Raw genomic sequence first — 25,391 nt, 5'->3', positions numbered from 1 at the left:
GTCGGATAAGCATAGCGCCATCCAATACAATCAGGGCTGGCGCGCCGCTTTGGCCATCATCTTCTTCAGCGCATGGGAGACGGCAACAAAACCAAAGGTGGCGGTCACCATCGTGGCCGCGCCAAACCCGGATGCGCAATCCATACGTTTCGGCCCTTCCGCCGTCGCTTTCATCGCACACACCGAGCCATCTGCCTGCGGGTACACCAGCGCTTCGGTCGAGAACACACAGTCCACGCCCAGCTTGCCTTTGCTGTTTTTCACCACGCCAAAATCGCTTTTCAGCCGCTCACGTAGCTTGGCCGCCAACGGATCCTGGATGGTTTTTGCCAAATCAACGACCTGAATCTGCGTAGGATCGATCTGTCCGCCCGCACCACCGGTGGTCACCAGAGGAATTTTGTTACGCCGACAGTACGCGATCAGTGCCGCTTTTGGGCGCACGCTATCAATCGCATCAATGACATACGAAAATCCCACACTCATATATTCAGCAACGTTATCCGGCGTGACAAAATCATCGACCACGTTCACCCGGCACTCCGGGTTAATCTGGCGGATACGTTCAGCCATCACTTCAGCTTTTGCCAGGCCGACGTTATCGCGTAAAGCATGGATCTGGCGGTTAGTATTGGTGACACACACATCATCCATATCGATGAGCGTGATGGCGCCAATGCCGGTTCGCGCCAGCGCTTCCGCCGCCCATGACCCCACTCCGCCAATCCCAACCACGCAAACGTGCGATTGAGCAAACAGTTGCAGCGCATTTTCGCCATACAGACGCGCCGTACCGCCAAAACGCTGACGCCAGGCATCACTTATAACCACAGACATAGAACCTCAGATATAGAAAACAAAAAGGGCGGACAAATACCGCCCTTGATGACTGCATCACTGCCTGATGGTGGCTACGCCTTATCAGGCCTACTCAATAATTCAGGCTTGATAAGCGAAGCGCCATCCGGCAATTAACCGCTGAACACGTTACCCGCACCCGGCGCTGTTTTTAGTACCCATACGCGACCGTAATGATTATACCACCCGGCACGGTGTCCGGCGTCTGCGCCAATACCCTGATAGATGTCGAAGTGCTGTCCTTTTATCGCCCCGCCCACATCCAACGCCACCATCAGACGCAGTTCGTACTGGCCGGTAAACTTGCCGTTATTGTCCAGTAACGGGACTTCCGCCAGTAACGTTGTGCCCGCAGGAATGATACTGCGGTCAGAAGCCACGGATGCGCGGCCAATCAACGGTACCGCGCTGGCCCCTTTCACCGGAGCAAAAGATTGTGGTTTAAAGAAGACAAACGATGGGTTCTGCTCCAGCAGCTCACGCACTTCGGCTTCGCTGTGTGTTTCACCCCAATGACGAATAGCCTGCATCGACATATCTTCTTTTTTCACTTCGCCACGGTCGATAAGCACTTTACCGATACTGCGATAGGCGTGGCCGTTTTTCCCGGAATAGCTAAAGAAGTTGAGCGGGCTGCCATCGCCAAAATCGATGTAACCACTGCCCTGAACATCCATAATGAAGTTATCCATCAGGGAATTACTGTATGCCAGAATATAATTGTCGCTTAGCGCGCCCGCGTAGATCTCGGCACGGGATGGTAAGCGCCCACGTTTTGGCGGCATACGATAGATAGGATACTGAAACTCGCCCTGGCGCGTATGCCGCGCCTGGATAACCGGCGTGTAGTAACCGGTAAACTGGACGTTACCGTAGTTATCAGCCCCTTCCATTTGCCATGCATCAATACCAAACTGACGCATACTGCGCGTATCACCGCCCGCGCGTAACCATTGCTGGATAGCGTTGTAGACGTTGCTCTGGTTACCGTACAAACGTGGCGAAGCGCTACGAATTTGATTAACCTGCTCGGCGAAATCACCGGCATTGATTGGTGCGCCAACCGCATCAGGCTGGTTCACCAGTGAGAAAGGCTGGGTAAATTTCCCGTCTTTATACTGCTGCCCACGATCGGTGGGTTTTGAGGAACACGCGGCGAGCATCGCAACTACTGCTCCCGCCAGAAGATATTTTGCCCAACGTCCTTTCATTGTTCTCGTCTTATGTTGCCTGAATGCGAGACGAAGATAACAAACCCCCGAACCTAATGAAATGCGTATACATACCCGAACGCAAATTTTGAGCAAAAAATAATCCAGAATGCGTTGTTTTTGTTCATTTTCACCCTAAAAACGTGATCAAGGTGAAAAAAGGGTTGCATGAAAATGCGAGCAGAGTATAGTGCGCATCCACGGACGCGGGGTGGAGCAGCCTGGTAGCTCGTCGGGCTCATAACCCGAAGGTCGTCAGTTCAAATCTGGCCCCCGCAACCAATTAAAATCAGAAGCAGTAACGTTACTCGATGGAAGAGTAATGACGGACGCGGGGTGGAGCAGCCTGGTAGCTCGTCGGGCTCATAACCCGAAGGTCGTCGGTTCAAATCCGGCCCCCGCAACCAATATAATCTGATACAAGTTTACTCGATGAAGAGTAAAGACGGACGCGGGGTGGAGCAGCCTGGTAGCTCGTCGGGCTCATAACCCGAAGGTCGTCGGTTCAAATCCGGCCCCCGCAACCAACATTATGAACACCCTGACGGGTGTTTTTTTGTATCTGCGGTCCGTAAAAAAAGCGCTTTTCAGCGCTTTTTTGTTATCCCCTTCTCGCCAGTGTCGCCCCATCGGCAAAATAGGCTTTAATCCCTGCCAGAATCGACTCTGCAACTTCCTGCTGGAAGGTCGCCGTTTTGAGTTTGCGCTCTTCCTCAACGTTACTGATAAATGCCGTTTCGACCAGAATGGACGGGATATCCGGCGCTTTTAGTACCGCAAACCCGGCCTGTTCAACCTGATTCTTATGCAGGTTGTTGATTTTACCAAGCTTATTCAATACCGCTTTACCAAACTTCAGGCTGTCGGCGATGGTCAGCGACTGCACCATGTCAAACATGGTGTGGTCGACGTAACGGTCACCGCTCTTACTGACGCCACCGATGAGATCCGAGGCGTTCTGGGTCTGCGCCAGATATTTCGCTGCGGTACTGGTCGCACCTTTGGTCGAGAGCGCAAACACCGAAGAACCGCTGGGTTGTCGACTGGTAAAGGCATCAGCGTGAATAGAAACAAACAGGTCTGCACGCTGCTTCTGCGCTTTCGCCACGCGGACTTTAAGCGGAATGAAGATATCTTCATTTCGTGTCATAAAGACCTTCATGTTGCCCTCTTTCTCTATGAGGGCTCGCAGGCGGCGGGCAATCTGCAGCACCACATCCTTTTCACGCGTCTTGTATTTCCCCACCGCACCGGAGTCTTCTCCGCCGTGGCCCGGATCCAACATAATGACAATGGGACGATCGCGCCCCGCTTTACCCGGCTGCGGGCCACTTTGTGCAGGTGGCACCTGTTTATCCAGATCGCCCTTGTTGTAATCTTCCAGCAATGCCAGCAGCGGGTCCTGAACGTCCTGGGCATTCGCGGGATAGAGATCCATCACCAGACGTTCTTTAAAGCCTGCCACCGGAGCCAGCGCAAAAAGTTGCGGCTTCACATTCTGTTTCAGCTCGAACACCATCCGCACGGTCTTTGGATCAAACTGGCCAACGCGCGCCGACTTAATATACGGATCGTCAGGACGAATCTGCGTCCCAATGCCCTTGAGCACCGAGTTCAAATTAACGTCTTCAATATCCACAACCACACGCTCAGGATTACTCAGGGCAAACTGTTTGTATTTCAGCAGACGGTTAGATTCTACCGTGACGCGAGTGTAGCTGGACGCAGGCCAGATACGTACGGCAACGACCTGACTCACGGCCGCCAGACCCACCTGGCTGACGCTCAAAAGCCACATAGCACCCGCACCTTTCAATAAACGGCGGCGACTGATTGCTGAATTGGATCCCGACATGCTTCTCCCGAGCAAAAGAAATCTTTTTAGAGGTAATACGTAAAACGTCCGAATTGACCGGAAACTTTAGCGAATGACGCATAATCTGTCATCTATAAAAGGGTAAACATTCTTTTTATATTCACGGTATTACTGATAAAAATCTTCAGCATGGGTAAAAATTACGCTTGCGCACAGAACCAAAACAGAATAAAAATACACAAATTACGAATAATCATGCAATGAGGGTGTGCCGTGGTGAAGGAGCGTAGAACCGAACTGGTACAGGGATTCCGCCATTCTGTTCCCTATATTAATACCCATCGGGGAAAAACGTTTGTCATTATGCTGGGCGGCGAAGCCATAGAGCATGAAAACTTTTCCAGTATCGTCAATGACATTGGTCTTCTTCATAGCCTCGGCATCCGCCTGGTCGTAGTCTATGGCGCACGACCGCAGATTGATGCCAATCTTGCGGCGCATCATCATGAGCCGGTGTACCATAAAAATACGCGCGTCACCGATGCGAAAACTCTGGAGCTGGTCAAACAGGCTGCGGGGCTACTTCAGCTTGATATTACCGCCCGCCTGTCGATGAGCCTGAATAATACGCCATTGCAGGGTGCACACATCAATGTGGTCAGCGGTAATTTTATTATCTCCCAGCCGCTGGGCGTTGATGACGGCGTAGATTACTGCCATAGCGGGCGTATTCGTCGCATCGATGAAGATGCCATTCACCGCCAGTTAGATAGCGGCGCGATTGTGCTGATGGGCCCAGTCGCCGTTTCCGTCACTGGTGAGAGCTTTAATCTGACGTCAGAAGAGGTCGCCACGCAGCTGGCTATCAAACTGAAGGCAGAGAAAATGATCGGTTTTTGCTCGTCTCAGGGTGTCACCAACGATGATGGCGATATTATTTCCGAGTTGTTTCCTAACGAAGCTCAGGCTCGCGTTGAGTTGCAGGAAGAGAAAGGCGATTACAGCTCCGGTACGGTGCGCTTCCTGCGCGGAGCAGTGAAAGCCTGTCGCAGTGGTGTACGCCGCTGCCATCTGATCAGCTATCAGGAAGATGGTGCATTGCTGCAAGAACTGTTCTCCCGTGACGGCATCGGTACGCAGATCGTGATGGAAAGCGCCGAGCAGATCCGTCGCGCTACCATTAACGATATCGGCGGGATTCTGGAGCTTATCCGCCCGCTGGAACAGCAAGGTATTCTGGTCCGCCGCTCGCGCGAGCAGTTGGAAATGGAGATCGACAAATTCACGATTATTCAGCGTGATAACCTGACTATCGCCTGTGCCGCTCTGTACCCTTTCCCGGAAGAGAGAATTGGCGAAATGGCATGCGTAGCGGTACATCCGGACTACCGTAGCTCGTCGCGCGGGGAAGTGTTGCTGGAACGGATCGCCGCGCAGGCCCGGCAAATGGGGCTGAGCAAGCTGTTCGTGCTGACCACGCGCAGCATTCACTGGTTTCAGGAGCGAGGCTTCACGCCGGTAGATATCGACCTGCTGCCGGAAAGCAAAAAAGAGATGTACAACTATCAGCGGCGGTCAAAAGTGCTGATGGCGGATTTGGCATAGGCGTGGTTGCCGGATGCGGCATAAAGTTCGCTGGCACATCTTTGGTATGCAGATCGTAGGCCTGATCAGACGCGATAGCGTCGCCATCAGGCACACAGCCGGATGGCGCTGACGCTTATCCGGCCTACATCATGCCATCATTAAACAACGCCGACAATCCGCTGCGGCGTTCGGTTCGGGTGGCAATGGCGCCACTCAATATCCGCTCATCGGCATACAGCGACAAACGACGGCGCGCGCGGGTAACGGCGGTATAGACCAGCTCGCGAGTCACCACAGGTGAATGCTGGTTGGGTAAAATCAACGCCGCGTGGTCAAACTCAGATCCCTGCGATTTGTGCACCGTCATTGCCCAGGTGGTTTCATGTTCAGGCAAGCGGCTGGGCTGGACCGATTTGATAGAACCGCCCGGCAGCGCAAACCACACCCTCAGACCCTGCCCACGATCCAGGGCAATGCCAATATCACCGTTAAATAATCCCAGCGAACTGTCATTGCGCGCGATCATCACTGGCCTTCCCTCATACCAGCGGCTATGCGTCGAACGGTGAATTTTGCGTTTTTGCGCCATCACCTGCTCAATGCGTTCATTCAAACCACCCACGCCAAACGGACCTTCCCGCAGGGCACACAATAGCTGATACTCATTGAAGGCCTGAATGACAGCATCCGGCTCGGCGCGCTCGCGCAGTAAATCCAGATAGTGACCATAACCCGCCAGCGCTTCCTCCAGCATCGCAGCGTAATCTTCGCTGCTGTGCAGAGCGCGTTTTTCGATGTCGCCAAATCCCTGCTGGAAGACCGTTTTTATCGCGGCTTTGTCACCACGATTAATCGCCGCAGCCAACTGACCGATTCCGGAATCGCTACCGAAACGGTAGCTCTTTTGCAGCAGGCACAAACTGTCGCGCAGAGCAGCCGCCTGAGTTCCCGAACCAGCCGGAATAGTGGTTTCAGTCAGGCGACTAAGCTGGCGGGCACGCTCCGGGGTAAAACCATCACCGACGAAAGCACAGATATCCCCCAGTACCGCCCCCGCTTCAACAGAAGCGAGCTGGTCGCGATCGCCCAGAAAAATCACCCGCCCGTGTGGCGGTAGCGCATCGATAAGGCGCGACATCATCGGCAAATCGATCATCGAGGCTTCATCCACTACCAGCACGTCAAGATGCAGCGGGTTTCCTGCATGATGCCGCAAGCGTTGGCTACCAGGCTGAGCGCCTAATAATCGATGCAGCGTACTGGCATCATCGGGAATGCGCTTCTTTTGCTCATCGGTCAGCGGCAGTTCACGCAACGCCGCGCCCAGCGAGGCGGTCAGACGTGCTGCTGCTTTTCCCGTGGGCGCCGCCAGGCGAATACGACAGCGTTCACCGTCCGCCATCTGAATCAACGCCGCCAGAAGCCTCGCCACCGTTGTTGTTTTTCCGGTCCCCGGTCCGCCGGAGATCACCGATATACGCCGGGTGAGCGCGACAGCAGCGGCCACTTTTTGCCAGTTAACGCCTTCAACGGGCGGAAACAGCGCTGCCAGCGTGTGGGTCAGCCGTTGTTCATCCACCTCAATGGCGTAGTTAACTTCACCGAAAAAGCGCGCCACCGCGCGTTCGTTATGCCACATCCGGTTCAGATACAAACGATCGCCGTACAGCACCAGCGGTGTGGGCTGCTCGCCACGGCTTACCGCCCCGGAGGCCAGCAGGCATTCCGCCCAGTCTTCGGGCTCTCCCGCTTCAGCGAGCCAGGCGCTTAACAGAGGATGGGCGTCCTCACTTCGGGATAGACGCGAAAGCGGTAAGCAGACGTGCCCTTCTCCTGCTTCACGGCTGAGCAACGCCGCTGCCAGCGCAACGGCAGGGTTATCATTTCCAGCAACCGCCAGCGCGAACTGGGCATCCAGAGGGCGGAGTTGCTTTTGCTCAACGGCTTCCAGTAATCGTTTCTGGATTGTCATGACATCTCCTCCAGCGGCACACCGGCAAACAACTCGTCCATCAAAGCGATCAACTCTCCGTCAGGTCGGGTCGCATAAATTCCCTGCTGCGGATTTTCACGGTCAACGCCACGCAGGAAGAGATAGATAACTCCGCCAAAATGGCGTTCATAATCGTAATCAGCAATGCGATGGCGCAAGTAGCGATGCAGCGCCAGGGTATAAAGTTGATACTGCAGGTCGTAGCGATGCGCCTGCATGGCAGAGGCCATCGCCTGCTGCGTATAGGCGGAGCTGTCTTCACCCAGCCAGTTCGATTTGTAATCGAGCAGGTAATAGCGCCCCTGATGGCGGAATACCAGGTCAATAAAGCCTTTTAGCATGCCGCGCACCTGCATAAAGTCCAACGCAGGGCACCCCGCCGAGAGCGGATCGTACTGACGAATCAACGCATCAAGTTGGCTGGCCATCAGCGGCTGCGAAATCGGCAGATAAAACTCCATCTCCACCTGTTTTTCTCGCGCGGAAAGCTGACTCAAACTCACGCCCGTCTCGTTGAGAGGCGCCTGCAAAATGGCGTCCAGCCATTGGGCCAAAACCGGCGTCCAGTGCGCGTCATAACCGCCCAACGCCAGTTTCTCCTCGACCCAATGCGGATCCACCGGTTGCGTAAAATCGAGATTTTCAAACAGGCTATGCAAGAACGTACCCGGCGAAGCGCCGCGCGGGAACTGATGCGGTGTGAGTCCTGATTCTTCAATAACCTCACCGACGCCTGCGGCATCGATATCCAGTCGTGGGATCAGATCCTGCGCGATACCATGTCCACGCTGTTGCAGACCGGAATAACTGGTCACGCGCCAGCTATCGCCGGGCGTACGCCGCAGTATTTTTGCACTCAGTTCACTGCTAACAGACTGCGCAACCTGCCAGGGTTCGCCGTCAGGCTGCCCGGGAGTCTGGCAGGCAATATCGTTGCTGCAAAGCGCTTCAATCGCGCCACGCAGACCCGCGGCATCCATCGGCTCACCTTTTTGTAACAGGCGACCAAGGGCGCTCTGATGCACATCGGTATCCCCTTTTTTATCGCCCCGACGTCGTACCAACGGCGCAACGCCAAGGCTGCAGTGCCATACCGAACGGGTTAGCGCGACATACAGCAAACGCAGGTCTTCCGCCAGACGTTCCGCTTCTGCCAGCTCAACGCTCTCCTCGGCATCGCTGAGATCCAGCACCGCTTCAAAGGAGCTGCGATCGTGGTAGAAAGCCTGATCCTGGACGCGGAAATTGGTGATAAATGGCAGCCAGACCAGCGGATATTCCAGCCCTTTCGATTTATGGATGGTGACGATTTTAACCAAATGCTTGTCGCTTTCGAGCCTGAGCTGCTGACTGGACGCATTGCTGTCGGGTTCAAGAATATGCTGGGACAACCAGCGCACCAGCGCATGCTCGCTTTCCAGCTGCGAGCCCGCTTCCTGCAACAGTTCGCTGATATGTAAAATGTCAGTCAGTCGACGTTCGCCCCCCGCCGTCGCCAGCAGGTTCTCCGCAATCTGGCGGGCAGCCATCAGCGCGCGCAGCATCGGCATCACGCCGCGTTTATGCCAGATCTGACGATAACCATCGAACTCTTCGACTACCGCATCCCAGGCATTTTCGTCGTTATTTAACGCATCAAGATCCTGCGCATTCATCCCCATCATCGAGGTCGCCAGCGCGCTACGCAACGTGTTCTCACGTTCCGGTGTCATCACCGCCTGCAGCACCCACAGCAACTCCTGCGCTTCCAGCGTTTCAAATACGCTGTCACGGTTAGAGAGGTAGACGGAGGGAATTGCCAGTTGGGTCAGCGCATCACGGACCAGCGCCGCTTCCTGGCGGCTACGAACCAATACGCTGATGTCCGACGCGCGTACCGGGCTGGATGCTTTGCCACTGACCAGTTGCGCAGCGCCAGAATGCCCTGCCTTAAGCCAGTCGCGAATTTGCGTGGCGCACACCTGCGCCATGTAGTTCTGATAGTCGCCGACGCCACAGCTTTCCCCTTCCATCAGCCACATACTCATGGCTGGCTGCGTTTCACCGTGTAAAACAAACTGAAGCGACTGGTTTTTTTCTGCGAATTTTACCGGGCTGAAGGGGATTTCGCGGAACATAAAGGCGTCGTCCATCTGGCTGAAAAGCGTATTCACACTATTGACCATGCCGGGGGCCGAACGCCAGTTGGTATCAAGCGTATAGTGTGCGCTGACTTCGCTGCGCGCCTTCATATAGGTGAAGATATCCGCGCCGCGAAACGCGTAAATCGCCTGTTTTGGATCGCCAATCAGCAGAAGTGCGGTATCCGGCTGATGCTGCCAGATCCGGCGAAAAATACGGTACTGCTGCGGATCGGTATCCTGGAATTCATCGATCATGGCAACCGGAAAACGGGTGCGAATAGCCGTCGCCAGCGCATCGCCGCTTTCACTGCGCAACGCTGCATCCAGACGGCTGAGCATATCGTCAAAACCCAGCTCGCCGCGGCGGCGTTTCTCCTCGGCAACCGCCGCGCGGATCTCCGCCAGCGCCCGGGTGATCACCAGATCGCGCAGGGTTAACGGTTCGCTAAGCAGTTCATCAATAGCGACGAAAAGCGGGTGCTGAGGCGTTACGCCGCCCGCTTTGGTTCGCTCTTCTAAAAAGCGCTGGGAGAATTTCTCCAACGCATCAGGCAACTGATAGCTTTGGGTTTCTTCCTGCGCCCATGCGCTGATCTTTTCGATCCACTTACCCTGGTTAGCGCGATTAAATTTACGCCGATCGATCCCGGAGGCTTCCAGCAGACCATCCAGATCATCAACAGAATCACGCCATTGCTGCTTGATCTGGTTAATGCGCGCGAGAATGTGTTCATGCCGGGAGGCCAGCGTTTCGTCATCGGGCGGAGGAGCCTTGATAACCGGTACTTCCCCTTGCAGATAGCGATCGATATCTCTCAGCAGCGCCTGCGGCCCTTTCCACGTTTCAAAAACCACCTGCGCAATGTCGCGGGGCAACGGGTAGCAGTGCCGACGCCAGAAGTCCGCGCAGGCCTGATAGCGCAGCAGCGATTCATCCTCTATCAGCTGCTGTTCGAACAGCATGCCAGACTCAAAGGCGTTAAGGCTGAGCATACGCTGACAAAAACCGTGGATGGTAAACACCGCCGCTTCATCCATCTGTCTTTCAGCCAATAACAGCCACTGAGCAGCCTGTTTTTTATCGGCAATTTCATCTAACAAACGGGCATATAGCGGGTTGTCGGTGGTTTCACGCAGGCAGGCAATTCGCAGTTCATGAATGTTGCTACGAATTCGACCGCGCAACTCTTCGGTAGCCGCCTCAGTGAAGGTGACTACCAGCAGTTCTTCGACGGTCAGAGGACGAGGAAAGGCGGCAGAGCCGCCCAGTCCAAGCAGTAAACGTAAATACAGGGCGGCGATGGTAAAGGTTTTACCGGTGCCCGCAGAGGCTTCAATCAGACGCTCGCCCGTCAGGGGCAAACGCAGTGGATCAAGGGACTCAGCGGCATCATTCATTCTTATCACTCATCAGGGGTAAGGTTTGCTGCAACGCGCTGACGGTCTGCCACACTTTCCAGCCTTCCGGGTGCACATATTCTGCTTGCCCGTTCTGACTGCCGGAAACCTGTGACAATATCGCCATGCCTTGCGGCTCAACCACCGCCTGATGGAAGAAGTCGGCAAGTTTTTGCGGCGTCAGCAGTTTAATCTGAGCCACTATTTTATCACGTGAATCGAAGCGCATATTGCCGCGATCAAAATCTTTGCTTAACTGTGAGGCTTCTGCCCCCAGCGTTTGCGGCGCCTGCAGCATTTGCGCAATAATCGCCTGCTGAATTTGCGCGAACTCTTCAGGTTTCATCGCCCGCAGCTTCGCTTCCGCCGTCGGGAAGAACGCTTTATAACGCTCCCAGAGGTAAGACGGCTGCTTATCACTGCTTTGCAGCAGGAACCCCATTCCCCACTGACGGCCAACGCTCATCGGGAAAGCAAATACGGCGTAACCTAACTGCTCTTCAGTACGCAGCTGATTGTAGAACCACGGCTGAACAATCTGCCCCAACATGGCACTGTAGGCTGAACTGGCGTATTCATCGTATCCGGTTGGCACAAATACCGCCGCCAGTGCTGAATCCGTGCTGCTGCCTGCTTTTTCAAAGATGACGGACTGCTTCTTGTCCACCACCACATCTTTGTTGCGACACCACTGTGACCCGTTCGCACCAAGCTGTTTTTGGATATCCCGCGCCATGCTCGTTGTCTGAGCTTCGCTCATATTACCAATGACCAGGAATTCAGGTCGCGCACCGGTTTTTAAGGCGTCGCGGTAGGTCATCACCTCTTTCAGGGTGATGGAAGGCAGCAACTGACGGCGCTCATCACGTGAAAAATAAGGCACCTGAGAAAGCATCTGCACCGGCATAATAGCCTGATCGTAGGCTTTACCCTTTTCTGCGGAATCCATCATCTGGGCATACCAGGATTTCGCCTGTTCCAGTTGTTCATCCGTTGAGGTATAGCTGAAATAGCCGCTCAGCAGCGCCTGAAAAAGCTGCGGCAAACGTTGGGTGTAGCCGTTGGCGTTAAGCATCAACCCATTGTTAGCGTTGGTAGAGAAACCAATTCCACCTACCGATGCCTGGTTACTTAACTGATCGAGCGCAATCCCCGCCAGGTAATCGTTAAGTGCGAATAAGACCTGGTTGCGGGCGCTGTCCATGGCTTTCGGGTTACGCAGGATCACGCTGACGTCAGCCTTCGGCTCGCTGGCAAAATACTGGCTCGGGGCATACACCACGCGTAAATCCGGCTCATCAACAATCAGCTCCGGATGAGCGTATTTTTTATCCGTCTTAATCAGCGTGAAATCATCCGGAATGTAGGGGTTCACCTCCGGTAACGACAGCGCAATGCCCTGTGCTTTTTGCTGCCAGTCGGCAAAGGTTTTGTCGCTGATTTTATCCACCTGGTAAGGCGCATCGACAAAATAAGCGGTTTTATTATGCGGCTCTTTCGCGCTGATATACCAGATACGCGCATTCTGCGGCGTCATCATTGCCAGACGTTGCTCAACAGCTTTCGCATCGTACTGGTCAGCAATATTCACCGCATCCAGCGTATGCTCGACGGGAACGCGGATCATGGTATCAGCCAGCCATTCCACGTAGTCCATATCACGGGTGATGGAGGGATAACGGAAATCGAGATCCAGCACATGCGCCAGCTCGTCAAAATAGCGTTTATCGACGCCTTTCTCGCGTAACAAATTGAGGTAGCTAAAGATTGCCGCGACAACTTCATCGCGATTCGCCAGCCCCTTGTCGGTTAACGTCGCGGAAATGGCTAACACGCCGCTGTTCCCGTTGACCACCGGATCGGAGTCTGCGCGAATACCTTCAACCAGGCCCTGCTTTTGCAGCCAGTCAGACAATGTGCCCGGACTACGATTGCCAATCAGGTAGGTCACCAGTTCATCGGTTTTACTGCGGAACTGCGCGCTGTTGTTATCGATACGAAACTCGACGCGCAATACTTTACGCGGCATTGCCGGAACATAGTGGATGATGATGCCCTTTTGCGCGTCAGTGACGACCGGTACGGTAATTTCAGGCTTTTCGATATTTCTGTTCGGCACGCGCCCAAAGGTGTCAGCCGCTATACGCGCCAGCTCTGGCAGTGGTTTATTGCTATAAATCACCGCCTTCATCAGGTTCGCGGAGTAGTACTTTTCATGAAATTTTTGTAACGCCTGTACCACCGGATTGCCCGGTTTGTCGCTTAATGTCTCTAGATTCCCGCCAGAGAAACGAGAGCCAGGGTGCGCCGGGTTGATAGTCTCAGCGCTCACCTGCGCCATACGCATCCCGTCTCGGGTACGCGCCAGCGTCAGCTCGGAGTTAACCGCGTTACGCTCACGGTCGGCATATTTTTTATCCAACAATGGATCGGCAATAGCATCCGCCAGGCGATCCACCGCCCCCACCAACGCGTCGTTTTCGACTTCAAGATAGAAGGCCGTACGATAAGGCGCAGTGCTGGCATTGTGGCTACCGCCGTGCATTTTCAGAAATTCAGCCAGGCTGTCCGGCTGCGGGTATTTTTTCGAGCCCATCAGGCACATGTGTTCGAGATAGTGTGCCAGCCCCTGATGATCGTCCGGATCTTCCAGCGAGCCCACGGGGACTACCAGTGCAGAAAGGGATTTCACGGCCTGAGGATCGGATACCAGCAGCACAACCATGCCGTTATCAAGGCGCACGGCCTGATACTGACGGGTATCTTTATCGCTTTTACGGATGGTTTCAGCTAAAGGCTGCCAACCGGTATCTGCCTGACTTACGGGAACCCAAAGGGCGACGAACAACAGTAATGCGCTGAACCAGGTGCTGCGGGGCATTCACAAACCTCATCATTAACGTATTCACCTGTTCACTACAAACCACGCATAAATACATGGTCTGAACAGGGCAAGACTATGTGCTGAACGAGCCAGCATCTTCTCTTTGTAAGAATCAGTCCGTGACAGAATGCGCATCATAGTGGAAGCCACCGAATTGCGCAATTTTTATACAGTCATCATGACTGATTGAAGCGAAAAATCGGTAACAGGTAGCGTTGAGACTGTAAAACAATAGTCTCCAGCGTATCAGCATCCAGTTGACGCCAAAGACGTTGATACCAGATATCATCACCTTCGCCACGTACTATCATGTTGCCTTCATAGGCTTGCAGAAACTTACTGCGCGCTTTTTGCAACGTTGCATCGTCATCTAACATGGCATCATTTGCGGCGTCATAACAGGTTTTTATCCATGCACCGCCGCTTTCGGGCAATACCAGCAATGGTGACGACATGCCTTCCCGATACCCCTCAATGAGTTGCGACAGATACAGCAACGCCTGTTCTGCATCCAGCGGCGGAAAACGCCATTCCCCGTCTTTACGCAGGAATAATCGGCTCTCTCCCGTACCGCCACTCGCACAATAGACAAGATGTTCCAGCCAAAGTTGCACGCCCTGCGCAATGCTGATCAAAGATGGGCGCCAGCGCAACAAACCGTCCTCTTGAACCTGCGGCAACCAACCGGTGATTTGTACGCCGTTACAGTTAAGATCGATTTCCATGCTCTGACAGGGCTGACGACTGGCGATAATACGCTCAGCCAGCGACTGCATCTCCTGACGCTGCGTATCCCACAGAATTTCGCCAAACGGCCCATAGGGTAGCGTGCCCGCCGCACGAAAACGACGAAACAGTCGTTCAACGTCGTTCTCTTCAACCAGTGTATTAAGTAATTGCTGATTAAGCTGATAGCGGGTTAATCCTTCAAGGGTGAAAGGCTCCGTGTCCGGGATCTCACTCTCTTCAGAGCGGAAGTTGACCCTCAAACGCATCTGGAAAAAGGCGCGTACCGGATGTGCCCAAAATCGCTGCAGTGTTTCCAGCGTTAGCGTTTCTGGCATTTCAAAAGGAAGAGGCTGCACAAAATCCGTGTGCGCTTTTCCTGACAGACTCGCCGCAGGCAGCCATTCCCGGGCATAGCTTTGCTGTTCGCCCGGCAAATAGTTTTGTGCATCAAAGGGCATACGGGTATGCAAACGGGTAATGTGCGCTTTTACCCTTGCCTCGCTTTGATCGCAGGTTAACAATTCGTCACCCGGCAGATAATGGCTTTGCCCGATGTAGTCCATCAGTTCTTGCACCAGCACCGACGGGAAGCGCTCGCTGTTATCCTGGATAGAGCGGCCAATGTAGCTGATGTAGAGCGTCTGCTGTGCCGAAATCAATGCTTCGAGGAACAGATAGCGGTCATCATCGCGACGGCTGCGATCGCCCCGCATCGGTTTTTGACTCATTAAATCAAAGCCCAGCGGCGCAAGCTGGCGTGGATAAACCCCATCGTTCATACCCAGCAGGCACACCACTTTGAACGGAATGGAGCGCATCGGCATCAGCGTACAAATGTTAACGGGACCCGCCAGGAAGCGCTGGCTGATGCGTTCCTGATCAAGGCGCTGGGCCAGCTCATCACGCAACAGAGAGAGCGGTATAGCATCGCCGTACTCGGCCCCTAAACCTTCGGTGATAATAGCCTGCCACTGCTGTTCAATCAGCGTCATCGCCGCTTCGGTATCCGCGTCCGGCAGGAAGAAATCATTGAGCATTTCCCGACAAACAGGTAGCCACTCTTCCAGCGGTCGTTCCTGCGCTAACCCTCTACGCCAAAGATTAAGCTGCATCAGCAACGAGGCCAGATGCCCTACCAGCTCGGCAATCAAACCGCTGGACTCATCGTAAGGCAACACCGATTGCCACTCGCCCTGCGCACTTTCCATCGCGTAGCCGAGCAGCATACGCGTTAAACCAAATTGCCAGGTATGCTGACCTGTAGGCGGAAGTTCCAGTTCACGCACGTTATCGTCGTCAATTCCCCAACGAATCCCGGATTCATTGACCCATAAGCGAAGATAGCGCAACCCTTCTTCATCAATGTTGAAACGCGCCGCCAGCACGGGGACATCCAGTAACGCCAGAACATCCTCTGAGACAAAACGGCTATCCGGTAGAGACAGCAGACTAATAAAAGCCTGTAAGACGGGATGAGACTGACGTGCCCGACGGTCGGAAATCGCATAAGGTAAGTAACGCTCGGCTGGTGCACTGCCAAAGACCGACTGAATGAATGGGCTGTAGCTGTCGATGTCCGCCACCATCACGATAATATCGCGCGGCGTCAGCGTTGGGTCCGCTTCCAGCATGGCCAACAGCCGGTCATGCAGAATTTCCACCTCGCGCTGTGGGCTATGGCAGACATGGAAAGTCACGCTGGTATCGTTCAGATCAAGCCGGCGTTTATTGTCACTACGGGAATATTCTTTCAGCGTGACGCCCGCCACGGCATGACTTTCGAGTTCCAGAATATCTGATTGAATATTATGCAAAAGGTTGTCAGGCGTAATGTCGACAAACGCATCCAGTTCCTGACTATTTTCCAGCTCCGAAAGCAAATAAATGTAATCACGCCCCAGTTTGCCCCACGAGGCCAGCATCGGGTTGCCCACATCCTGTTCGCCATCGCTGTTAAATAATCCTTCGGCTTTCTGGTTATCACGAAACAGCGGCAGGTGCCGTTCTTCAAAGCTGTGCCGACGCTGACGCGCCATCAGCTTCGCCAGCCAGGCAGGATCTTTAATATCTCCCCAGTAGTAGCGACAAGGGTTGGTAAACAGCAGATGAATATCGATATGCTTACCCAGCGCTTGCAATGCCTGCAAATAAACCGGCGGCAGCGCCGAAATACCGCAAATAAAGACACGAGAAGGCAGTCCCTGCGGGCACTCGGACGCGTTTTCCAACGTCTGAATAAATCGTTGGTATAAATTGGCACGATGCCAACGCGGCTGGCCCAACTCCGCGGTGTATTCCACCAGCGCTTTCCACAACGGTGCCTGCCAGGCCTGAGACTCGCCGAGTCCCTCAACCAGTCGCCCCGCTTCCCACTGGGTCAACCAGTCAGGGCGGTAGACTAAATACTGGTCGAAAAGGTCAGCCGCGCGCGAGGAAAGCTGAAAAAGCTTACGTTTATCGGTGTCGTCCGTCAGATAGTGGCGCAGCAATGCAAAGTCATCGCCATCCAGCAATTGCGGCAACAGCGTCATCAACTTCCAGCTCATGCTCTGTTTGCTGAACGCGCTCTCTTTCGGGATATCCGGCAGCACACGCACAAACATATCCCAGATAAAACTCGCGGGCAGCGGAAAATCGATATTGGCGGCAATACTAAACTTCTGTGCAAGAGTCATTTGTAACCACTGCGCCATACCGGTACTTTGAACCAGGATCATCTCAGGCTCAAAGGGGTCGTCCAGCCGCTCGCGCTCAACGATAAACTCCATTAACGCTTCCAGCACATCCAGACGGTTGGAGTGGTAGACCCTTAACATAGCGACTCCTGACTACTGACGATTCGGGCAATGCAGACGCGTCATCTGACCCTGCCTGCCGAGGGGTGAAGAAATTATGACGTTGATGCTGACACATCCCGCTCTCGTTGTCTGCATTCGGTTAACCTGCCAGTTCACAGGCGATGAAAACTGGTACAGCTGGCTTTGCTGCCAGGCGTAACGCCAGAGTTGTTGATACTGGTTTCTGATAATAAAGCTGTTCATTAGCACCCGCTGGTATCCTGACAACGCGGTCACAATCATGATCATCAGTACCATTGCCAGCATAACTTCCGGCAGACTAAAGCCACGCTGACTGTTCAGGGGATCTGGCATAACGTCTGCTCCTTAATCGGACAAAAATCGCTCCAGCCATGCGCCGAGAATTCTATGTTGCCATCAATAACCGCCCCCTGACGCCATAAAAATACTCCTTCATAGTGGGCGATTAGCAGCACGAAATTATTGGTAAGCAGGCGCAGGCAAACCGCGGCATTCTGCGTGGGATCGCGCCGACACTGTACAACGGGTTGTAAGCGCCAGGGTTGTATACGCCCCCATTCCATCGCGGATTGCACTACCGCCTGACGCTGCAGCGCCTGACTTTGTGTGACCACACGCGCAGCAAAACTAGCCTCCTGTCTGCTAACGCCTTCCAGCAGCAGACTACTGAGCACCAGCAGCAACAGGACCATTGCCAGAGAGGATACGCCTCGCTCACGATTCACAGGTTGAATCCCGTAACGCTGTAGACCGCTTCAACAACTTTTTGTGGTTCGTCATTGCTCACTCCACGCAAACGCAGCGTAAGAAGCGGGGAATATCCGCTGAAATTCAGCCGTTCAACCTGGAATGCCTCAATCTGGATGGTAGTCTGATCGGTCATTTTCTCCCATCCTTTTCCAGTGCAACCGGTGGCTCCACGCAGGGTTTCCAATACCTTGTCCTGTAGACGAAACCCGATAGCATCAGCCTCTTTCGCGGAACTGCTCTCCCAAACGCCGTTGCCGTTGACATCCCAGCGTGCAATGACACAGTCCCCCTTAGCCGATATCACCAGTCCCTCTCCGACACAGTTTCCCCGGCAATACCCCGCCCGTTGAAGATGCTTCGCCACGGTGTAGGCTCGCTGCCATATTTCATCTTCCAGCGCTAACTGGCGCGTGTTACGCAGAATCTCTCGCTGTAGCGCCGGTAAAAATCGTGCTGAGCTAAGTAATAAAATACTGCTAATCGCCATGGCAATGAGCACCTCCAGCAGTGAAAATCCCCGTTCGTTTACTGACATAATCTGGCCTCATCGCGCTCACAAAGCCTGATTCGCCCCCAGCCAGACACCACCACGCGCCATTCCCCTGCCGCATTTTTCAGGCGTATATGTCCGGCCCATGCCGTATTGCGCAGTCCAAAAAAAGCCAGTGAAGGCGTGATATCTGCCATTTCGACATCAGCCCAAAGTGGCGCAAATATCAACGGTGAAACAGGCTGACACGAAGCTTGTGATGTCGCTGAGCTTGCCAGACACCATGTCCCCCCTTCGCGGAGTACGTTGATGACGTGATCACGATTGCGCCAGTTAGCATCTTCACGCAGTTGCAGCAGGTAGTCCCGCACCTGGCAGGCGGTCTGCCACAGCCGCTGTTGCTGCTGCCAGCGCTGCCAACCATACAGCCCAGATGCACCAAGCGCCGCGACGATCAGCATCGCAATCAGGGTTTCGAGAAGCGTGTAACCTTGTTGTTTTTTCATGTCGCCAGTATGGCGCGAGGAAAATGAATAACGAGCGGGAAATTCGGTTTCTACGGCGAGCTACGGGAAATATTCGTCGCGTTGCAGACCGTTGCACTACTTCAGGAATGTTCGCTGAAGAACGTGATTTTAGACAAAAAAACCGACGCTCACGGGCGTCGGTTGTGTCAGCATAAAGCTGGTTAGATAGCCACCGGCGCTTTAATACCCGGGTGCGGATCGTAGCCTTCAATTTCAAAGTCTTCGAAGCGATAGTCAAAGATAGATTCAGGCTTACGTTTAATAACCAGTTTCGGCAACGCGCGAGGTTCACGGCTAAGCTGCAGATGCGTTTGATCCATATGATTGCTGTACAGGTGCGTGTCGCCACCGGTCCAGACAAAATCACCCACTTCCAGATCACACTGCTGCGCCATCATGTGTACCAGCAAAGCGTAGCTGGCAATGTTAAACGGCAGGCCGAGGAACACATCGCACGAACGCTGATACAGCTGACAGGAGAGCTTGCCATCCGCGACGTAAAACTGGAAGAACGCATGGCACGGTGCCAGCGCCATTTTATCCAGCTCACCGACGTTCCATGCAGAAACGATAATGCGGCGAGAGTCCGGGTCATTTTTAAGCTGGTTTAACACGGTGGTGATCTGGTCAATATGGCGACCATCTGGCGTAGGCCACGCGCGCCACTGTTTACCATAAACCGGGCCTAAATTACCGTTTTCATCCGCCCATTCGTCCCAGATTGAGACGTTGTTTTCATGCAGATAGGCAACGTTAGTGTCGCCCTGCAAAAACCACAGCAGCTCATGAATGATCGAGCGTAAATGGCAGCGTTTCGTCGTAACCAGCGGGAACCCTTCCTGCAGATTAAAACGCATCTGATGACCAAAAATGGAAAGCGTTCCGGTTCCGGTACGGTCGTTTTTCTGTGTGCCTTCATCCAGCACTTTTTGCATCAGTTCTAAATACTGTTTCATGGTTCCTCAGGAAACGTGTTGCTGTGGGCTGCGGCGGTACGCCCAAACCATCATAATAATGCCTGCGACAATCATCGGGATAGAGAGGATCTGCCCCATGCTGATGTACTGTACCCAGGTGCCAGTAAACTGCGCATCCGGCTGGCGGAAGAATTCAACGATAATACGAAACGCGCCATAACCAATCAGGAACAGACCGGATACCGAGCCCATTGGACGCGGCTTACGAATGTACAGGTTGAGAATGATAAACAGCACAACACCCTCGAGCGCCATCTCATAAAGCTGTGAGGCGTGGCGCGGCAGCGAGCCGTAGGTATCAAAAATAGACTGCCATTGCGGGTTAGATTGCAGTAGTAAAATATCTTCGGTACGGGAGCCCGGGAACAGCATGGCGTACTTGAAGTTCGGGTCAACGCGTCCCCACAGCTCACCATTGATAAAGTTACCCAGACGCCCTGCACCCAGACCAAACGGAATCAGCGGGGCAATGAAATCAGAAACCTGGAAGAACGAACGTTTGGTGCGTTTGGCGAAGATAATCATCACCAGGATCACACCGATAAGTCCACCGTGGAAGGACATACCGCCGTCCCAGACGCGGAACAGATACAGGGGATTATCGAGGAATAACTCGAAGTTATAGAACAGTACGTAACCAATACGCCCACCGAGGAAAACCCCGAGGAAGCCCGCATACAGTAAGTTTTCTACTTCATTTTTGGTCCAGCCACTGCCCGGGCGATTCGCGCGGCGCGTCGCCAGCCACATCGCAAAAATAAACCCCACCAAATACATTAAGCCGTACCAGTGAAGCGCGACGGGTCCGATTGAGAAAATGACCGGATCGAAATCCGGAAAATGCAGATAGCTACTGGTCATCTGTCACCACAAGTTCTTGTTATTTCGCTGAAGTCAGACAGCAATTGATAAGCGCGCCTGCATAATGCAGGCGCTCCAAAGGTGCGAATGATAGCACAAGGGGTTAGAAGCGGATGCCGGGAAGATGTAAAAGATCTGTATAAGTAATCTTTACCCCGTAATGCCTGATGACGCTACGCTTATCAGGCCTACAATCCCCCGCGAATCAACCCCCCCATGCCGCGGCGCTCCATAAAGGCCGCTACCTGATGGCGTACCTCTGCTGCCATCTGCGCTTCCAGGCTGCGCTGCGCCAGCGTTTGCGCCTCATCAAAATCGATATGACGCAGCAGATATTTAACGCGAGCGACAGAACGACCGTTCATCGACAAATGACGGAAACCCAGGCCGATCAGAATAGCCACGCACATCGGGTCGCCCGCCATTTCACCGCACAGGCGTAAATCGATACCGCTTCTTTCGGCTTCCTGCGCAATCATCGCCAGCGCACGTAACATCCCCGGATGCAGACTGTCATAAATGCTGGCTACCCGTGTGTTGTTACGATCGACGGCCAGTATGTACTGGGTAAGATCGTTGGTTCCGACCGAGATAAAGTCAATCCGGTTTGTCAGATGCGGCAGCATGAACACCATCGACGGAACTTCCAGCATGATGCCAATGCGCGGTTTCGGGATCTCGTAACCGATCATCTCCTCCACTTCGCGTCCGGCGCGTTCAATCAAACGTCGCGCTTCGTCCACTTCATCAATGCTGGTTACCATCGGCAGCAAAATGCTGAGGTTACCGGTTGCCGCGTTGGCACGCAGCATGGCGCGAACCTGGATCAAAAAGATCTCTGGCTGATCGAGCGTTATGCGGATCCCTCGCCAGCCAAGGCACGGGTTCTCTTCACTGATCGGCATGTAGGGCAGCTGTTTATCGGCACCAACATCCAGCGTACGTAGGGTCACCGGCTTGTCGTTAAACATTTGCAGCATGCCCTGATACTGCGCAACCTGTTCTTCTTCCGAAGGAAAACCGCTTTGCAGCATGAACGGGATTTCGGTGCGATACAGGCCAATACCGTCGATCCTGCTACCCAGCTTTTCTTCATGTTCCGGGCTGAGACCCGCATTGAGCATCACCTTCACGCGCTCGCCGCTTTTCAACTGTGCTGGCTGGTTGACGTCATCTTCCGCCAGGCGGCTCAGCTCAATTTCTTCACTGATAAGACGCTGGTATTCCTGAATCAATACCGGTTCCGGATCGACCAGCAGTTCACCGCGATAACCGTCCACCACCAGCGTGCGGCGATGCAGCACCGACGGCTGGATATCGGCCCCCATAACGGTAGGGATACCCAGCGCACGAACCATAATTGCCGCATGAGAGTTGGCTGCGCCGTCCCGGACAACCACGCCGACTAACCGGTCCTGAGGAAGCTCCGCCAGCGTGGTCGCCGAAAGTTCATCCGCCACCAGTACGAAGCGTTCCGGCCAGGCATTCGGCCCCTGGATAGAGTCGTCAAGGTGGAACAGCAGACGCTGGCCGAGCGCGCGTAAATCTCCGGCCCGCTCTTTGAGGTAGTTATCGCTCAGCGCGGCAAATTGTTCGGCAAACTTTTCAATGATCGTTTTAACCGCCCACTCGGCCACTGAACCGTTATCCACTTCCGCAAACAGCTCGCGGCGCAGACGGGTATCGGAAAGCAAGTGCGAGTAAAGATCAAAGATCGCCGCCGTTTCTTTCTGCGCCCCAGCGGTAAAACGCTTGCTGTAGCGGCGGAATTCGTTCGCCGCCTCTTCCAACGCACCGGTCAGTCGCTCGCGCTCAAGCACCGGATCCAGCGTTGAAGCCTGATAGACCTGCTCCATCAGCGGCAGCGTCGCATCCTGCCAGCCTTCAGCTATTGCCACGCCGGGGGCGGCAGGCAATGCACGGATGCGCGTTTGCCGGTATTGACCGAACAGCGCGTTTAGTTGCGACTGCGAAAGTATGGCCGCCATTTGCGTGGCGAGCGTGACGAGGAAAGACTCTTCACTTTCATCGTACTGACGCAGTTCACGCTGCTGCACCACCAGCACACCTAAAAGCTGGCGACGCTGAATGATCGGTACACCTAAGAATGCACGAAAACGCTCTTCTTTTACCGAAGGTATGTATTTAAAGCTGGGATGCTTTTGCGCATCGGCGAGGTTGATAGGTTCCGCCAGCCTGCCAACCAGGCCAACGATACCTTCATCAAACGCGAGTGCGACAGTGCGACCACGTGGTTTTTTCAGTCCCCGGGTCGCCATGAGGTAATAACAACGTCGATCGTGATCGGCCAGATAAACCGAACAGACCTCTGTATCCATCGCAAGACAGATGTCGGTAACCAGTATATTGAGCGCTTCATTCAGACGCGGAGCACTGGCCACCTTTTCGACTATTTCGCGCAGGCGGGTGAGCATAATTTGCGTAGCTTAACCTCTTTTACGTCTGTACGCAGGTGTGCTTTGCGGCTTAGGAGTGCTCTCCTGAAGCGCCATGACAACACTTGCGAATTCTTTCATCACCCTGCGATAGACATCGCGTTTAAATGACACCACCTGTCGAACCGGATACCAGTAACTCACCCAGCGCCAGCCGTCGAACTCAGGTGTACTGCTGGTTTGCATATTGATTTCAGCATCGCTGCTGACCAATTGCAGAAGAAACCACTTTTGTTTCTGGCCGATACAAACCGGCTTCGTGTCCCAACGCACCAAACGTTTCGGTAACTTGTAACGCAACCAGTTACGAGTAGAAGCAAGGATCCGTACATCTTTACGACTGAGACCCACTTCTTCAAAGAGTTCCCGGTACATCGCCTGCTCTGCTGTCTCTCCTGCGTTGATCCCACCTTGTGGAAATTGCCAGGAGTGCTGACCAAATCGCCGGGCCCACATGACCTGCCCCTGGCGGTTACAAATTACTATCCCTACATTCGGGCGGTAGCCATCGTCATCAATCACCGGACTACCTCAACATAAACCTTATATACAAACGATTGTTTCACACTCCTGAGGGGCGGTAAACCACTCTGTTAAGGGTGCGATATTCTAATAACAATTGAATAACTCACAGTTAAAGGCCGAGTTATAAACAGAAGAAGGGCAAGCAAGGCGATTTTATTCACCTTTTCTGTGGATATAGTTGTGAAGAAGTACGGAATTACTATGGGAAAACCCAGAACAGTCCGAATAAGACATTCGTCACAGAGTAAAAATAGTCTTATACATTCATAAAGTTAAAACAGATCCACGCAGATAAACACACAGAAATGTGATGTACATCACTCATACGATCTTCACGCTGATGAAAGATCGACCAGCGTCGGTTTTATCCACAGATTATGCCAATAAGTTAGGCACAATTTGTGTGAAAATTCGATTTTCGTCGCACGTCAAGGCTGTAAATTGAAACAGTAGTGGGGGTTTTTCACAGTTATCCCATCTTTCTGTGGATAACATGGTGTAAGATCCTGTTCATTGTCAGTGGCCAGAATTGGAAAACCCGCTTCGCTGTTGCGCAACTCTGCAAACGTGAATCTAAAAACCAATATAAATCATATAATTGAATAAAGCATGTGGAAAAAGATAAACTCTGTCCACACGGTATAAAATCATTGCTTATTTTTTCACCTAAGGGTTAACCCGATGCCAGAACTCCGTCCGTTACTTTCTCCCCCTGAATCTGAAGCCCAGTTGCTGAGCCAGGCACGACAGCTTTCGGGCTACGCGTTAGGAGAATTAGCGGCAATGGCGGGAATCGTTACGCCGAAGGATCTTAAGCGCGATAAAGGCTGGATTGGCGTGCTACTGGAAATCTGGCTCGGTGCCAGCGCGGGCAGTAAACCAGAGCAGGATTTTGCGGCGCTGGGCGTGGAGTTGAAAACGATCCCTGTGGACAGTCTTGGCAGACCACTGGAAACCACCTTTGTGTGCGTGGCACCGTTAACCGGCAATACCGGCGTCACCTGGGAAACCAGCCATGTACGGCACAAACTCAAACGCGTTCTGTGGATCCCAGTAGAAGGCGAACGCAGCATCCCGCTGGCTGAGCGCCGCGTCGGCTCTCCCCTGCTGTGGAGCCCGAATGAAGAAGAGGACCGGCAATTGCGTCTGGACTGGGAAGAATTAATGGACATGATTGTATTAGGTCATGTCGAACGCATCACCGCTCGCCATGGGGAAGTACTGCAACTGCGTCCTAAAGCCGCCAACGCCCGCGCGCTTACCGAGGCCATTGGCGCCAACGGCGAGCCCATCCTGACCCTGCCACGCGGCTTTTACCTGAAAAAGAACTTCACCCGCGCATTGCTTGAGCGACATTTCTTGTTCCAGGCGCAATAGGCACCGCCCG

Annotated in this window: 17 protein-coding genes and 3 tRNA genes; 5 read left to right on the top strand and 15 right to left on the bottom strand. The window is 53.7% G+C overall.

The genetic code is table 11. The annotated features are described in order from the left end of the window. Nucleotides 1-30 precede the first annotated feature (30 nt). A complete protein-coding gene (gene tcdA, locus GFB57_RS09355; protein ID WP_003034022.1) occupies nt 31-837 on the bottom strand; it encodes a tRNA cyclic N6-threonylcarbamoyladenosine(37) synthase TcdA in 807 nt (268 codons plus the stop codon). Between the two features lie 134 nt (nt 838-971). Further along, complete coding sequence (gene mltA, locus GFB57_RS09350) at nt 972-2,069, bottom strand: murein transglycosylase A (protein WP_003034021.1); 1,098 nt, start codon at nt 2,067-2,069, stop codon at nt 972-974. 205 nt (nt 2,070-2,274) lie between these two features. On the opposite strand from mltA, the gene GFB57_RS09345 reads away from it, so the two are divergent. The 3 genes from GFB57_RS09345 to GFB57_RS09335 all read left to right on the top strand — a co-directional run bounded on the left by GFB57_RS09345 (nt 2,275) and on the right by GFB57_RS09335 (nt 2,596). After that, nucleotides 2,275-2,351, top strand: a tRNA-Met gene (locus GFB57_RS09345). A 48-nt stretch (nt 2,352-2,399) separates the two neighbouring features. Further along, nucleotides 2,400-2,476 (top strand) — tRNA-Met (locus tag GFB57_RS09340). Nucleotides 2,477-2,519: 43 nt separating this feature from the next. Beyond that, a tRNA-Met gene (locus GFB57_RS09335) sits at nt 2,520-2,596 on the top strand. A 74-nt stretch (nt 2,597-2,670) separates the two neighbouring features. Here the strand turns inward: GFB57_RS09335 and amiC are convergent. Further along, nucleotides 2,671-3,924, bottom strand: a complete 1,254-nt coding sequence (gene amiC / locus GFB57_RS09330; protein ID WP_003034016.1) for an N-acetylmuramoyl-L-alanine amidase AmiC — start codon at nt 3,922-3,924, stop codon at nt 2,671-2,673. Nucleotides 3,925-4,158: 234 nt separating this feature from the next. Between amiC and argA the strand changes: the two genes are divergently transcribed. After that, a complete protein-coding gene (argA, locus tag GFB57_RS09325; RefSeq protein WP_003034012.1) occupies nt 4,159-5,490 on the top strand; it encodes an amino-acid N-acetyltransferase in 1,332 nt (443 codons plus the stop codon). A 124-nt stretch (nt 5,491-5,614) separates the two neighbouring features. On the opposite strand, the gene recD is transcribed toward argA, so the two are convergent. The 12 genes from recD to rppH all read right to left on the bottom strand — a co-directional run bounded on the left by recD (nt 5,615) and on the right by rppH (nt 24,001). Beyond that, nucleotides 5,615-7,444, bottom strand: coding sequence for an exodeoxyribonuclease V subunit alpha (gene recD, locus GFB57_RS09320; RefSeq protein WP_003034009.1), 1,830 nt, complete (start codon nt 7,442-7,444; stop codon nt 5,615-5,617). Next, nucleotides 7,441-10,986: an exodeoxyribonuclease V subunit beta gene (gene recB / locus GFB57_RS09315; protein ID WP_003034006.1), complete on the bottom strand. Its 3,546-nt coding sequence runs from the start codon at nt 10,984-10,986 to the stop codon at nt 7,441-7,443. The genes recD and recB overlap by 4 nt, the downstream gene beginning before the upstream one ends. Continuing rightward, nucleotides 10,979-13,867 carry a pitrilysin gene (gene ptrA, locus GFB57_RS09310; protein WP_003034003.1) on the bottom strand — a complete coding sequence of 963 codons (2,889 nt, stop codon included), beginning with the start codon at nt 13,865-13,867 and terminating at the stop codon, nt 10,979-10,981. Before ptrA ends, recB begins: the two co-directional genes overlap by 8 nt. Nucleotides 13,868-14,046: 179 nt before the next feature. Continuing rightward, nucleotides 14,047-17,415, bottom strand: a complete 3,369-nt coding sequence (recC, locus tag GFB57_RS09305; protein ID WP_003034001.1) for an exodeoxyribonuclease V subunit gamma — start codon at nt 17,413-17,415, stop codon at nt 14,047-14,049. A gap of 12 nt (nt 17,416-17,427) precedes the next feature. After that, a complete protein-coding gene (locus tag GFB57_RS09300; protein WP_003033999.1) occupies nt 17,428-17,751 on the bottom strand; it encodes a prepilin-type N-terminal cleavage/methylation domain-containing protein in 324 nt (107 codons plus the stop codon). Next, complete coding sequence (locus GFB57_RS09295) at nt 17,736-18,143, bottom strand: DUF2509 family protein (RefSeq protein WP_003033997.1); 408 nt, start codon at nt 18,141-18,143, stop codon at nt 17,736-17,738. Before GFB57_RS09295 ends, GFB57_RS09300 begins: the two co-directional genes overlap by 16 nt. Next, a complete protein-coding gene (locus tag GFB57_RS09290; protein WP_003033995.1) occupies nt 18,140-18,703 on the bottom strand; it encodes a prepilin peptidase-dependent protein in 564 nt (187 codons plus the stop codon). The genes GFB57_RS09295 and GFB57_RS09290 overlap by 4 nt, the downstream gene beginning before the upstream one ends. Then, on the bottom strand, nt 18,694-19,164 hold the full coding sequence (locus GFB57_RS09285) for a prepilin peptidase-dependent protein (protein WP_003033993.1): 471 nt from the start codon (nt 19,162-19,164) through the stop codon (nt 18,694-18,696). The genes GFB57_RS09290 and GFB57_RS09285 overlap by 10 nt, the downstream gene beginning before the upstream one ends. Before the next feature lie 182 nt (nt 19,165-19,346). After that, complete coding sequence (thyA, locus tag GFB57_RS09280) at nt 19,347-20,141, bottom strand: thymidylate synthase (protein WP_003033990.1); 795 nt, start codon at nt 20,139-20,141, stop codon at nt 19,347-19,349. A gap of 6 nt (nt 20,142-20,147) precedes the next feature. Beyond that, the gene (gene lgt / locus GFB57_RS09275; protein ID WP_003033987.1) at nt 20,148-21,023 is read right to left on the bottom strand and encodes a prolipoprotein diacylglyceryl transferase; all 876 of its coding nucleotides are present in this window, start codon (nt 21,021-21,023) and stop codon (nt 20,148-20,150) included. A 188-nt stretch (nt 21,024-21,211) separates the two neighbouring features. Further along, a complete protein-coding gene (gene ptsP / locus GFB57_RS09270; RefSeq protein ID WP_003033984.1) occupies nt 21,212-23,458 on the bottom strand; it encodes a phosphoenolpyruvate--protein phosphotransferase in 2,247 nt (748 codons plus the stop codon). A gap of 12 nt (nt 23,459-23,470) precedes the next feature. After that, the gene (rppH, locus tag GFB57_RS09265; protein WP_003033982.1) at nt 23,471-24,001 is read right to left on the bottom strand and encodes an RNA pyrophosphohydrolase; all 531 of its coding nucleotides are present in this window, start codon (nt 23,999-24,001) and stop codon (nt 23,471-23,473) included. A 684-nt stretch (nt 24,002-24,685) separates the two neighbouring features. On the opposite strand from rppH, the gene mutH reads away from it, so the two are divergent. Continuing rightward, nucleotides 24,686-25,381, top strand: coding sequence for a DNA mismatch repair endonuclease MutH (gene mutH, locus GFB57_RS09260; RefSeq protein WP_003033965.1), 696 nt, complete (start codon nt 24,686-24,688; stop codon nt 25,379-25,381). Nucleotides 25,382-25,391: the final 10 nt, after the last annotated feature.

It is taken from the genome of Citrobacter sp. S39 (assembly GCF_009495675.1).
Lineage (GTDB): Bacteria > Pseudomonadota > Gammaproteobacteria > Enterobacterales > Enterobacteriaceae > Citrobacter > Citrobacter freundii.
Note: the sequence above shows the minus strand (reverse complement) of the source record. Positions and strands in the feature narration are given on the sequence as shown.

Bases quoted from the DNA above. Each gene is read 5' to 3' on its own strand.
- tcdA (WP_003034022.1), bottom strand. From the start codon at position 837: ATGTCTGTGGTTATAAGTGATGCCTGGCGTCAGCGTTTTGGCGGTACG.
- mltA (WP_003034021.1), bottom strand. From the start codon at position 2,069: ATGAAAGGACGTTGGGCAAAATATCTTCTGGCGGGAGCAGTAGTTGCG.
- amiC (WP_003034016.1), bottom strand. From the start codon at position 3,924: ATGTCGGGATCCAATTCAGCAATCAGTCGCCGCCGTTTATTGAAAGGT.
- recD (WP_003034009.1), bottom strand. From the start codon at position 7,444: ATGACAATCCAGAAACGATTACTGGAAGCCGTTGAGCAAAAGCAACTC.
- recB (WP_003034006.1), bottom strand. From the start codon at position 10,986: ATGAATGATGCCGCTGAGTCCCTTGATCCACTGCGTTTGCCCCTGACG.
- ptrA (WP_003034003.1), bottom strand. From the start codon at position 13,867: ATGCCCCGCAGCACCTGGTTCAGCGCATTACTGTTGTTCGTCGCCCTT.
- recC (WP_003034001.1), bottom strand. From the start codon at position 17,415: ATGTTAAGGGTCTACCACTCCAACCGTCTGGATGTGCTGGAAGCGTTA.
- GFB57_RS09300 (WP_003033999.1), bottom strand. From the start codon at position 17,751: ATGCCAGATCCCCTGAACAGTCAGCGTGGCTTTAGTCTGCCGGAAGTT.
- GFB57_RS09290 (WP_003033995.1), bottom strand. From the start codon at position 18,703: ATGTCAGTAAACGAACGGGGATTTTCACTGCTGGAGGTGCTCATTGCC.
- GFB57_RS09285 (WP_003033993.1), bottom strand. From the start codon at position 19,164: ATGAAAAAACAACAAGGTTACACGCTTCTCGAAACCCTGATTGCGATG.
- thyA (WP_003033990.1), bottom strand. From the start codon at position 20,141: ATGAAACAGTATTTAGAACTGATGCAAAAAGTGCTGGATGAAGGCACA.
- lgt (WP_003033987.1), bottom strand. From the start codon at position 21,023: ATGACCAGTAGCTATCTGCATTTTCCGGATTTCGATCCGGTCATTTTC.
- ptsP (WP_003033984.1), bottom strand. From the start codon at position 23,458: ATGCTCACCCGCCTGCGCGAAATAGTCGAAAAGGTGGCCAGTGCTCCG.
- mutH (WP_003033965.1), top strand. From the start codon at position 24,686: ATGCCAGAACTCCGTCCGTTACTTTCTCCCCCTGAATCTGAAGCCCAG.